This is a genomic window from Bacillus sp. JAS24-2 (genome assembly GCF_008274905.1).
GTDB classification, from domain to species: domain Bacteria; phylum Bacillota; class Bacilli; order Bacillales; family Bacillaceae_G; genus Bacillus_A; species Bacillus_A cereus.
Map to the genome: position 1 here is coordinate 3,023,341 of NZ_CP031068.1, position 13,021 is coordinate 3,036,361.

Consider the following 13,021-nt stretch of genomic DNA (forward strand, 5'->3'; position numbering starts at 1 on the left):
ATAGATAACAATTGAATTAAGGCAATTGATTCGTGCAAGTACAATGAATCAATCTTGCTTTTACAAATAATTTAATTGAGGTGAAAAAAATGAATAAGAAAAGAATAATTGCAATGGTTAGTACAGCTTTATTAGTCACAGGATATGTAGAAGTAGGAAAGGCTCAAACAGTAGCAGTCGAAAATTCAGATCAATCAATACAAAAAAATATAGTTAAATCAATACAATCACAGGCTTACCCATTAAAAACGATAGAGCCGTCAAAATCATTTGAGGATTTAAAACCACTTAAGAAAATGATTGGGAGCGCACAATATGTAGGATTAGGAGAGACTACTCATGGAAGCTCTGAAATTTTCACTATGAAGTTTCGGCTTGTGAAATATTTGGTTACTGAGATGGGTTTTACAAATTTCACAATAGAAGAAGATTGGGGTAACGGCTTAAAACTAAATGAATATATCCAAACAGGAAAAGGAAACCCTAGAGAATTTTTAAACTTGTTATATCCTACTGATGAAATTATAGCCATGATTGAGTGGATGAAAGATTATAATGCTGATCCATCCAATAAAAAAAAGATCCAATTTATTGGGCTCAACTTAAAGGAGTTGGACCAAGGCTGCTTTAATAAAGTAATTGATTATGTAAGGCTGCATCGACCAGATTTGCTGGCAGAAGTAGAAGAAAATTATAAAGAATTGTCGGCTTTTAATGGAGGTTTACAGGAATATATGGACCTTGCTCCTGAAATAAAGGAAAAGTTCAAAGCAAACGCTGAGAGAGTAGCCCAATTACTAAAAGATGAGAATGGGCAAACCAACACAGAAATAGCTTCACCCGAATACATCTGGGCCAAAGCAACGGCAAGTGCAATAGAGAAATATACAACAATGCTAATTCCTAACGACTATCCAAGTATGTTAAAGCTACATGAGCAATACTTGGCCGATCATGTAATGTGGGCACAAGAGACATTGGGTGGTAAAACGATGGTATGGGGACACAATGTTCATATAGCTAAAGGAATTTTCGATGAGGAATTATACCCTTATGTTGCCGGGCATAATTTGAAGGAACGTTTAGACAATAATTATGTCACAATTGGCAGTACAACTACGGAGGGGAATTTCACCTTATACAACGACACCGGAGATAAGATTATAACAGATCCGATTCCACAAAATGTAAATAGTTTCAATTATACCTTTGGAAAAGTACCATATAAAATGTTTTTATTGGATAACCGTCACCTTAAAGGACCGGCAGAAAAATGGGTTAAAACAAAAAGACCATTACTAAGTATAGGGGCACGACTCTTACCGAACCAATTGGCATACTTTGATACGTCATTGCTTGAGCAATTTGATATTATTTTTCATATTCGAAAAACAAGTCCATCTCATATTAAATAAAAGTACAAAACAATCCCTTCTTGCATCTGCAAGAACGGGATTGTTTTATGGAGATTAATACTAACCAGAAGGAGGTTACTCTCCCCTTATTAACATCATTTAGAGATGTCATATGACACTTTTACACTAGTGAGAATGACAAAAAAAGCAGTACAATTCGGTTATTATATAGATAGGAGCGATGAGCTTTATGAAATCAAGATTCATCCAGAATGGTTATTTTTTATTGCTAACTTTCGTTACAGGATTGTTTTATTTTTGTTTTTATCTAATAGCTCTGCTATTCAGTTTCACCCTTTCATTTACGGTAATTGGGATTCCACTAATTATACGTGTACTACAGACTACTACACCTTTTATCCAATTCGAACGCATACAGACGAAAATTTATACAGATATTTCAACAGACTCTTATGACAGAAGTATAACAATAGATACATCGAACTGGACTCAGGGGAAATTAGTGCTTACTGATCGTCGTACTTGGTCTGCTGTCTTTTGGTTAATGCAGAAATTAGTGATTGGCATTTTCAGTCTCATTAGTACAATCATTTTTTATGTAATGCCACTTATGTTCCTGTTGGCACCACTACTGTATCGCTACATTGAAATGAATATTATATTCATACAGATAGATACTTTTGCCAAGTCACTCTTTGTAATGTTTATGGGTATAGTATTTACCGCCATAAGTATTAGAATAGTAGAACGTTTGACAAAGAAAATTGGTGGCTATACCCGTAGCATGATTCGGCAACTAAATCGATAGAAGTTTGCCTTCTGTGAGAAAATTGTAGTGTAAAATTAAAAAGTATAACAATGTATGAAGGATTAATTTATAATATAGGAAGTAAAATGGTAGGCTACTTAGGGGGGAATAACTTGTTAGATATGGTTAAGTATTGGTTTTGGTACGATTGGATTATGTTAGGAGTCCGTATACTTGTTAGTGTCTCTATCGTCGTAATCACGTTAGATTTTCAGAATAGTTTGACACTACCACTTTGGATTATTATTTTTTGGGAGGTTGTTGCCTTCTCTATTCCATGGGTAGCCTTACTGTTCAATTACAAATATTACTTGTTCACAGAAATACTGCTATATGGTGGACTGTGTATATATTTAACCTCCTTATTTCCGGAAGCTAACAAGACATTTCTTATATCGGTGTTTCTAATTGCTGCGAATAGTAAGCATTTGTCCTATTATTGGACAGCTCCAATAACAGTTTTTATAACAACTGGAATTTTCTATGCGCTTGCGCCAAGTAATAACTATTGGATTATGGTTACCTACTATGGACTTGCTTATGTAATGGGCTTCGCTTTCCATTTATTAATCGTCAATCATAAGCAAAATGAAGCAATTCGTAAACAAAACACGGTACTTGAGCAATATATGTCTCAGATTGAACGCATTACACTGGCAGAAGAACGGAACAGACTGTCGAGTGAGCTTCATGATACAGTTGGTCATGCTTATACTTCTATTATTATGGGGATGGAAACGTTGCGCACCGAACTTGCTACTGAAATGGGTATACAGAGGCTAGATTCTCTGCTTGAAATGGGACGTAAAAGTATTGAGGACGTGAGAGGTTACCTACATCAAATGAATTCTCCGTGTCAATCGTCTTCCTTGATTCAATCTCTACAAAATCTTGGAGCCGAATTTCAGGAGCACGCTCAGGTAAATGTAAGTTTTAGGACATTCGGAGAGGAATATCAACTATCTCGGCAAGCAAAGATCGCATTCGTTCGTTGCTTACAGGAGTCCCTTACGAATGCAGTACGTCATGGTCAAGGGACTGAAATTATAGTTTCATTGCAGTTTGAACAACAATATACGAGGTTAGAAGTTCAAGATAATGGAAAAGGAAATGTAGAATGGCAGGAAGGCTTCGGTATGAATGCGATGAAAGAACGGGCAATGAACTTGCAAGGTCATTTGTCTGTATATACAAAGCCAGAGGAAGGAATGCTTGTTACATGCACCATACCGCGACAAACTGAAATAAAAGATGGACTTATTCGTTTGTTAATTGTAGACGATCAGCCATTTGTTCGGGAAAGTTTGAGGACACTACTCGATAGATATGAAGATTTAAATGTAGTCGGCTTGGCTGAGGATGGCAATCAAGCCATCGATTTGTGTGGGCGCCTTCAACCCCATGTTATACTTATGGATTTAGATATGCAGCACATGGATGGAATCGAAGCCACCAAAAAGATTAAGCAACAATGGCCACATATCCGCGTATTGATTTTTACAACGTTTCAAGATACCGAACAGGCAGTGGAATCACTTCGCAACGGTGCGGATGGTTTTTTACTTAAATCTATTGAAACGTTGGAGCTAGCCAATACGATCCGACTTATTCACAAAGGTGGAACGCTGATTGATCAGGGAATGTCTCACAAAATATTTGAGAAGTTCGATGAACAAAAAGAGACACCACAATCAAAAGCAGCCGCTTATGAGCTAACAGCTAGGGAGATAGAAATATTACAGCTAGTAGCAAAAGGACTTCGTTACACTACCATAGCATCAAGGTTATATTTGTCAAATGGTACGGTCAGAAATTATGCTTCTACAGCTTATACAAAGCTAGGAGTCTCTAACAAAGAAGAAGCTGTTCAAAAGGCTCTAGAAATTGGAATTATTGAATAAAAAAGTGTTTTTTGTTTCTTTACAGCAAGATGAAATGTAGTTACAAAATACATAGAGGATAAACTTATGAATTTAATTGGATATCATTTTTTATAGGTAAATTTCTTGAAAAATTTAACCCTGTTTAAAAAATTTAAATAGCGTTGCTACATATTGAATGTAGCAACGCTATTATTTTCTATATTAGAAATTAGACATCTTTATTATTGCTATAGGGAAGGCTGTTTCAGGTCTTTTCACATGAAGATTCCTCTAAGCCAAATGCCCCCTCCCTAATACACTTGTTGCCTCTGAAAATAACTATTTAAAAATATGGTTGCTAATTTCATTTCAATCTTCCTTGCACCCAAGTGGCAATATTATTTATAACATACTCTGGGATATTAGCAGGCTATAATATTCATTCGATTGACTTAATTCTCCATCTCCTTCTGTAAAGAAGTGATTTCACTTTCGATACAGTCGATAATTAATGTTATCTCTCTCTTAATTGTTCTTTCCAAAAAGGATTATCTATCATTCTTTATGAATAACATCATTACATTGATCTTTTTTTCGAGAGTACAATTCCTTTATATAATTGAACTGTAATCAAGTAATAAATCGAATAAATTACTACAAAAATAACAAGTGGTAACCAAATACGAGAGTACGGATTGATTAAAATAGGACTAAACATGTTCATACCAAATAATATATGAGTAATCCCGACAATTGCTGGGAATAAAAATATGAAGTATAACTCTTTATAGATTGAGTTTGTTAATAATTCTCGGCGGACAACAATTTTACGAAACGTTTGATAACGTGCCACATCTTTTGATGCTCCCGACAGAACTTTAAACATTAAGCAACTTGCCATCGTTGCTAAAAATGCAACTCCAACGAAGAACCCCATAAACATTAGTCCGCTAGCAAAATCATGACTCACAATATTGTGACGAAAAACCGGGAAAATAATAATAACTAGTTACTATTATTATTTATTTGTCACTTTTAAAGCATCTAGCACTATCTTGGTTGCTTCTGCAATAAGCTTATCATCGTATTTAGCATCCTCTTTATCATGATTAGAAAGTATCGCAAGAACAATTGGTTTTTTATTTGGTGGCCAAATAATTGCGATATCATTTCTGGTTCCATAAGATCCCGAGCCAGTCTTATCAGCTACTTCCCATCCTCCTGGAACTCCGGCACGAATTAAGTTGTCTCCGGTAGTATTCCTTTTCATCCAATCTATTAATAAATCCCGTTTCTCAGTTGAAAGTACATCTCCTAGCGTAAAAGCCTGAAGACTAGTAGCTAATGCCTTTGGGGTACTAGTATCACGTACGTCTCCTGGAGGCACTTCGTTTAATTCTGGTTCAAAACGTTCAGGATTTGTAACGGTGTCTCCTACTTCTCTTAGTGATTTTTTGAATTCACTAGGTCCACCTAATTGTTTAAGAATAAGATTTTGTGCAGTATTATCACTATATCGAAGAGAAGCATCTGCAAGCTCTTTCAGGGTCATACCACTATCAACATACTTTTCTGTAATTGGATTGTAATTAACAAGATCTTCACGGGTATACAAAACTCTTTGATTTAGATCTTCTATTGATTTCTTTTGTAAAAGTACTCCCACAGCTAAAGCTTTGTGGGTAGATGCGTATGCAAACCGTTCATCTGATTGATAAGTAACGGTTTGATTCGTATCAGTGTCCAATGCATAAATACCGAGTTTAGCATCAAATTCTTTTTCAAGTTTAACAAAAGAATCATTACCAGTAATTTCTTGTTTGATTTGATTTGTTTGTTTCGTTTGTTTAGGTAATTCAGATTGAGTATTACCATCGGAACAGCCTATAAGCGTTGCACATGAAAGAAATACTACAGGTACCATCTTTTTGTAATGTAAAATGTTAAAAAACTTGTTTAAGACTATCATACATTTTCAACCTCTTTCAAGAATATATGTTTTTTTAGGTGTTATACATATCGATACAATTAAAGAGTGTATCGGATATCACTCTCTTGCATCTCACTTTTCATAAAATGAGTGAACTATCATGAACCCCTGTTTTATACGTATACTTAATAGACAACCTAAATAACAAGTTTGTTCCATTTTTATCAGTAGTCGTATCTAGAAACCTAAAAAAGTCCATTTAGAAAATCTAAATGGACTTTTTCACTCATATAATCCTATCTATAGTTAAACGAATAAGATTAAATAAATTTAATTTTTCTTATTTTATCTAATAAACTGTTTAGGCATTTCTTTAACGTGCTTATCGTCATCACGCCAATCATAGGTTTCTTTCTGTGAAACATCTAAAGTTTGATCTCCAATTCTAACAATATTCTTATTTACCCATTCAATATATGGATCTGTATCTGGATAGTTCCAATATATATTTTTCTCTGAATCTGTATCAAGGTTAACTAATTCACCCCTAACAGCATCCGCACTTAATGATCCTGCATTATGAAAATAAGTCTTGATGAGATATTTTCCATCTGGAGATTTCACTGTTCGAATGAATTCCCCTTTTGGAACACCTTGCAAACTAAAAAGTTTCCAATATCCAAATCCAATTATAATTACTAACATAGTAAGTATAGTTAGTAATACTTTTCTTTTTGTTTTTTTAATTTCACCTTTTGTATTTATAATACTCATTCAACTCCATTCCACAGAACGCATACCATATTATACCATTAAATAAATGGTATAATATATCAAAAATAAAAATCCTCCCGTAATAGCATTATAAAAAGGGCATGTGATGGTCTCCCTATTTATAAAGTGAAACTTTAATCACCCTCACCAATCTGGCTGCCCGTTAATGCGGGATAATCATGAAAATTCCCCTTTAAGAAAAAAATAAAAAATCAGACAGTATACTTGAATTGCTCTTCGCATGAGAATATACTAATAAAGCAGGCTATGACGTTCCTTCCTTCTAACTTCTTTGGCCAAATAGGGATGTTACTTTCCTGCTAAACACATAGGCTATGACAATTCTTCCTTCTTTGTAGAAATTTCAAATTGTTTTAGAGTTGTCAATTCCCTATGAAAAATAATTAGACTATAAAACCTCTTTCTTCTTTGGGATTGCATAAACTTTAGTTTATCAACCATTGATGTAGAGGTTTTCTTTTCTTAATTAACAAATTACCACTTAACAACTAAATGTTATATCCCTAATTTTCCACTAAAAAATAGCTATGTACCCTCTGTGCATTTTTCTACAATTAGTGTGTTTATACATATAAAAATAAAAATCTACCACTGAAAGGAGGACAGTCAGACTATTCCCCTCTTTTATAAGGCGTGAATAGCTGGCGTTCTCATGAAAAATTCTATTTACATAAGAAGAAGTTTGAAAGTAATTATAAAAAGAGAAGAAAATAAACTACCGAACATTTATTTAGCCACTGTTTTAAAAAAATTGGAAAATTTAGGATTTACTTTTTCCGAGCCTTTAATAGAAGAGTTGCAAACACTTTCGGTTGATGCATTCACATCGTTTTACAAAGAGTTGGTAAAACATTTAAAAGAAATGGTTGGAGCACATATTCAGTTTACTCCTATGTATCCAAACTTTCCGCAACAAATGATGGATTTAAGTGACGCTGATTTATACATTAATGCCATTATTCATTATGTGACGTTGCGCCTACCTGTATCAAAAGTAGAAGAACGACTCCCTCTTTTAGATAGAGTTGATTTGAAAGTTATTGACTTAGGAAGTGAAGAAGATTTCAATCAAATGATTTCTCAATTGATTAGTGCAAACAGCTCTATTTCCTCAACTGATAAGACGGATGTAGAATGGGCTATTACACACACTGAAGATGTTTCCTGTTTTCTACCTAATGTAATTCCTCATAAGGAAAATATGTCTTTTATAATTGGGGTTTTATTAATAAACAGAAAAATATCAGCCGATGCTGCTGCAAAGTATTTTAAAACAGCAACTGATGTTCTTCGCCTTGCAGTTGCTTTATCTGAAGGGGATGTAAGTTTAGCATCCTCCGTCCGATTCAAGAAGTTTAACCGAGCAGAAAGACGCTTCCTTTTAGGATTGTTAGAGCAATGCGGAAACATTACCGAAGATATGCTTCGATACAAAAAACGTTGGATTCGTTTAGGTGAAATTCTTCATCCAGCAGAATATCATACTCGTTTCCCAAAAACCCACCGAGCATTTGAGATTCTTCGCAACAACATTAAAGTTGAAACATTTAATGGAAAAATAGAAGCAACTTTGTTGAATCGTGATATCATGACAGCAAAAAATCTTTTAAAAACTCGTCCGGGGGAATTTGCCAGACGCTTGGATCATTTAATCCGTTTATGTAGTGATAAGTCAACAGATGTTTTCGATATTCTCGAAGATTTTCTAAGTATAATAGGAAACGTTTCTACTCCTGTATTACTTCAACTCACAGCTCATTTTAAGCATCGAAATGATAAAAATGAATTTCGTACCTTTTTTCCAAAGGGAAATGTAGCAAAAGCTATAGGTATTGAAAATACACTTCCATTTATCTCAGAGGATATTTGTTTAATGATTGTAAAAATGTGTGAAGATGCTTTAAAAAATCGCTTCGCAGAACTTCCAAGTCTCGGAAAAGTATTTTTGGATGAACAGTTAAAAAATCACTTAGTTCCCTTCTCTCAACGTTCAGCCAGCAAAGCGCTTCGCACATTATCTCGAGGAAGTAAAGTAGATTTGCCAGAAGGAGATACGATTCGTTTTTTCCTATGGTGGAAAGAAGGCTATGTGAATGGACAACATACAGGACGCGTTGACATTGATTTATCTGCTGCAATGTACGACGAAGATTGGCAATACAAAGAACATGTATCCTTCACGAACTTACGTTCAAAAAATTTCAAAGCCTACCATAGCGGAGATATTACTTCTGCACCAAAGGGGGCATCTGAATTCATTGATTTCGATATTCCGTCTGTGCTGAAATATGGTGCACGCTATGTAGTCATGACTTTGCTTTCTTACACAGACCAACCGTATAAAGATTTACCAGAATGCTTTACTGGTTGGATGGTTCGTCAATATCCTGGTTCAGGTGAAATATTTGAACCTTCTACTGTTCAAGATAAAGTGGATATTACTGCCGACACCCAAATCTCTATTCCAGTTATTTTAGACTTAAAGGAACGAAAATTGATTTGGACAGATTTGTCTCTTACAAGAGATCTAACTTATGATAATACCATCGAGGCTAATCAAAAAGGTATGATACTAGTTGGAAAGGCTTTAACTAATTTAGTTAAACCGAATTTATATGACTTGTTCCGATTACATATTGAAGCTAGAGGTGAACTCGTTCAAGACATCGAAGAAGCAGAAAGCATTTTTTCTTTGGATAAAGGGATTACTCCTTTCGATATTGAAAAAATAATATCTGATTTTATAGCTGACTCAAAAGGCTAACTACATTGCAAACAGTGATAATGCGTGGAAAATATCGATGTATAATGTCTATGTGAAACAGGACCTGATAGATGCATATCAGGTCCTGTTTTTTATTTAGTAGATACTAAATAGTCCGGTTAATCACTATTCATCTAAATACACTATACTAATAAAGTGAAATTTATTCGAAAGAAGTTCATTAGTTAATATGTATCTAATTAAGAAACAGTCATATACCAGCCCAAACATCTTTTCCATATCGCCCTTCATCTTGCACACGATCCAACCAATTTCTTGCTTCTTGTTCACTGACTTCATGAATTTCTTGATACGCTTGACAAAGGGTATCTTCTACATCCGGAGCCATTTTACTTCCATCACCACATATATAAAGATGAGCTCCATTATCTAATAACGAAATTAAATTGATTCTATCTTGTTTTATTAAATGCTGTACATATGTTTTTGGATGTCCCTCTAGACGAGAAAAAGCTGTGTGTAAAGAGATTAATCCATCTCTTTCATCATTTTCTAGTTCTGTACGATAAAGATAATCTTTTTCAGGATGACGACAACCAAAATATAGATGTGCTTCTCCTAAGTTAATACCTTTTTGCTTTTGAACACGACGCGCTTGCAAGAATCCACGGAATGGTGCAATTCCAGTACCTGGCCCAACCATAATAATTGGTGTTTCTGGATCTTTAGGTAATTCAAAGTTTGATTGTGGCGTTCGAATGAAACAGATAATCTCATCTTTATTATGACGCTGAGCTAAGTAATTAGAAGCGACTCCTTCATATGTCCCTTCCCCACTCCATGCAGGCGCATTAACAACACCGACCGTAATGCTCAGACGATTCTGTACAACGAGTGGAGAGCTTGAAATAGAATAGTAACGCGGTTTGAGCGCAGGAAGAAGTTCTAAAAAGCGTTCAAATCGGATTTCACAAGCCTCATACTTTTCAAGAAGGTCCAACATTGAAATCCGTTTCTTTAGTATTTGTTCATGGTAAACTCCTTCTTCTAATAATGCTTCCAATTCTTTTTTATGAGGAGGACATGCTGTGAATGTTACCATTTCTCGTATTTGTGCTCGAGTGGCTGCTTCTTGAACTTCAACACTATAACTAAGAAGGTCCAATAAACTAACAGGACTGTCTAAAGGTATGTGATTTATACTTCGTCCACTTGCACTCAGTATAACTTGATCCTTCCCATTTAATCCAAAGCGTCTTAAAATTCGGTTGATATTTTTCTCGCTATTAACTGGCAACACTCCAAGGTGGTCTCCTTCTTTATATGTAGCGCCTTCTGGCAAGGATACCTCGATATGTCGTGTACTTCTATCACTGTTGGATGATTGGAGTTCACGATTTTCTAGTACAGACGCATAAACTGCTTCATATGTTCGTGCAAGAGGAGATCCTCCAAGACGACTGACAAATTGCAGACTCAAAGTACTGCGCTCTTTTTCCATATTTTTGTTGAGCTCCAATCCAAATGCCTTCATCGCATCAGACCACATGCTTTGTTTCCATTGCTCGAGCTGTTCCTCGAAATCACCACTTGCATCTGCTTCTCCGCGTTTAGAAAATCTTGTTGCTCCTTTTTGAGCCATCTGCTCATCAATGTATCTTGGAATCCGTTGATAGGTGCTAGCCCAATTATGATCTCCACAACCAAAAACTGCGTATTGAACCCCTTTTAGCTCATCCGGTTTTAGTTCCTCCAACCATTGCACAAACTGCCCTGCATTACTTGGTGGTTTTCCATTATAAGAAGAAGTCACAATAAGTACCGCTCCTTCTTTTGGCAAACTTCCAATTCGATCGTTAAGAGCTACCACTTCCGTTTGAACCCCTTCTAAACTAGCTGTATCCGCTAATTCTCTTGCAATACCTTCTGCTACCCCTGTATCCGAGCCATACAGAACAAGAAGTGAAAGATTATCGGCCCCAATAATAGAAGGTGTCTTCTGAACGTGCTGCTTAATTTCATCGTTTTTCAGCTTGTCCTCTGTAGGTGCAAGAGCAGTAGGATGGCTAATAGTTTGTTTTCGGGGTAGAATCCTAATCTTAAAATCACCGGGCTTTAGCGTTAATGTTTGTTTTACGTCCAGCTGATAGTTTTGATAATCAATTAATTCAAAATGTTGAAGAAGCATTCCCATTACAAGAGTGGCTTCATGAAGTGCAAATTGCATACCGATACATGCTCTCTGGCCATTTCCAAATGGCTTATAAGCATGATGAGGAACCTTATCCAGCTCTTCAAATCGTTCAGGTTGGAATTCTTCCACGTTGTCTCCCCATGCATCTTTATCCCTATGTAGCTGTGGAATAAGAACAGAAATACGATCTTCTCCTTTCTTAATTGGGTATTTCCCGCCAATCACTGTATCTTCTTTTGCATAGAGACTGAATGCTGGAGCGGTAGGCCATAGACGCAGTGATTCATTTAAAATCATCCGTATATACTTCAGTTTCATAACTTGTTGGTATGTTGGAGTAGGATCTGTCAAAACACGGTCTACTTCTTCATAGGCTTTTTTCAATTTATCCGGATTCTTTAATAAAAAGTAAATTGCAAAAGATAACAATCCACTTGTTGTCTCATGCCCAGCTATTAAAAAAGTGATAATTTGGAAACGAATGTTTTCATCATCTAATTTTTCACCAGTTTCCGGATCTGACACATTTAACATACGGGAAAGTAAATCATTTTCTTCCTGATCTCCACTACTTTTACGTTCAGCAATAATATTATCTACTAAAGAAAACATAGATTGGATATCATGCTGAAATTGACGTTTCGTTCTCCACATAAGTTTGTCTTCTATATCCAGCCGCTGCAATTGGTGCATCGCCTCATCTAGAGCACGGGTCATGCTAGTAATAAAAGGATGAGGGGTCTCACGATAAAAGCTATTAAATCGGTAATTAAAACCACATAGACCAATTGTATCTAACGTAAGACGAGTCATATCCTCCGGAACATCCACGTTTTCATTCGGATTAAGCCGTGCCCATTTTTGAACGAGTTGTACAGCAATATCAACCATCATAGCATGGTAATCTTTCATTGCCCGTTGGCTAAATGTAGGCATCAAAATATTATGAGCTTTTTTCCAGTTAGGCTCGTGAGTCTCGCTTGTAAATAATCCGTCTCCAGCAAAGGCGCGAACTTTTGCTAAAGCACCCTCTATACTTTTATCGAACCGTGTTTCGTCACAGACTTCTGCTACCAGTTCATGTCCGGAAACGACAATAATGGTATCACTTAAAGTTTGAATTTGAAAAATGGGACCATACTCTTCCGCTATCTTGATAAAGGATAGGGTCGGTTTATCTTTATCGATTAATGGGAGATTACCCAGCGGTCCATATGTTTTCGGCTGAGGAATGGCAGATACTTTTTTTTCCATTTAAAACACCCTTTCAAAAAAGCATGAAATAACATATCCCATTTAATAAAGAGGAAATAGCAACTAATCGCCTGGGA

7 protein-coding genes and 2 pseudogenes are annotated in these 13,021 nt (G+C 35.7%); 4 read left to right on the forward strand and 5 right to left on the reverse strand.

The genetic code is table 11. The features are described 5' to 3' along the window. Window positions 1–89 precede the first annotated feature (89 nt). The 3 genes from DN407_RS15665 to DN407_RS15675 all read left to right on the forward strand — a co-directional run bounded on the left by DN407_RS15665 (window position 90) and on the right by DN407_RS15675 (window position 4,085). Complete coding sequence (locus tag DN407_RS15665) at window positions 90–1,415, forward strand: erythromycin esterase family protein (RefSeq protein ID WP_149216461.1); 1,326 nt, start codon at window positions 90–92, stop codon at window positions 1,413–1,415. A gap of 190 nt (window positions 1,416–1,605) precedes the next feature. Beyond that, window positions 1,606–2,184, forward strand: coding sequence for a sensor domain-containing protein (locus DN407_RS15670; RefSeq protein WP_149216462.1), 579 nt, complete (start codon window positions 1,606–1,608; stop codon window positions 2,182–2,184). A 113-nt stretch (window positions 2,185–2,297) separates the two neighbouring features. After that, window positions 2,298–4,085 (forward strand): helix-turn-helix transcriptional regulator, encoded by a 1,788-nt coding sequence (locus DN407_RS15675; protein WP_149216759.1) that lies wholly within the window; start codon window positions 2,298–2,300, stop codon window positions 4,083–4,085. A 325-nt stretch (window positions 4,086–4,410) separates the two neighbouring features. Here the strand turns inward: DN407_RS15675 and DN407_RS15680 are convergent. The 4 genes and pseudogenes from DN407_RS15680 to DN407_RS15695 form a co-directional block, all read right to left on the reverse strand. Beyond that, a pseudogene (locus DN407_RS15680) lies at window positions 4,411–4,602 on the reverse strand (alpha/beta hydrolase); the annotation flags it as partial. 21 nt (window positions 4,603–4,623) lie between these two features. Further along, window positions 4,624–5,019 (reverse strand): annotated as a pseudogene (locus DN407_RS15685) (ABC transporter permease); the annotation flags it as partial. A gap of 45 nt (window positions 5,020–5,064) precedes the next feature. Beyond that, the gene (gene bla / locus DN407_RS15690) at window positions 5,065–6,015 is read right to left on the reverse strand and encodes a class A beta-lactamase (protein ID WP_000636458.1); all 951 of its coding nucleotides are present in this window, start codon (window positions 6,013–6,015) and stop codon (window positions 5,065–5,067) included. Window positions 6,016–6,321: 306 nt separating this feature from the next. After that, window positions 6,322–6,750 carry a DUF5412 domain-containing protein gene (locus DN407_RS15695; RefSeq protein WP_000022538.1) on the reverse strand — a complete coding sequence of 143 codons (429 nt, stop codon included), beginning with the start codon at window positions 6,748–6,750 and terminating at the stop codon, window positions 6,322–6,324. A 673-nt stretch (window positions 6,751–7,423) separates the two neighbouring features. On the opposite strand from DN407_RS15695, the gene DN407_RS15700 reads away from it, so the two are divergent. After that, on the forward strand, window positions 7,424–9,535 hold the full coding sequence (locus tag DN407_RS15700) for a TerD family protein (protein WP_149216463.1): 2,112 nt from the start codon (window positions 7,424–7,426) through the stop codon (window positions 9,533–9,535). Between the two features lie 211 nt (window positions 9,536–9,746). Here the strand turns inward: DN407_RS15700 and cypD are convergent, their stop codons facing one another. After that, window positions 9,747–12,944 (reverse strand): bifunctional P-450/NADPH--P450 reductase, encoded by a 3,198-nt coding sequence (cypD, locus tag DN407_RS15705; protein ID WP_098329880.1) that lies wholly within the window; start codon window positions 12,942–12,944, stop codon window positions 9,747–9,749. Window positions 12,945–13,021 lie beyond the last annotated feature (77 nt).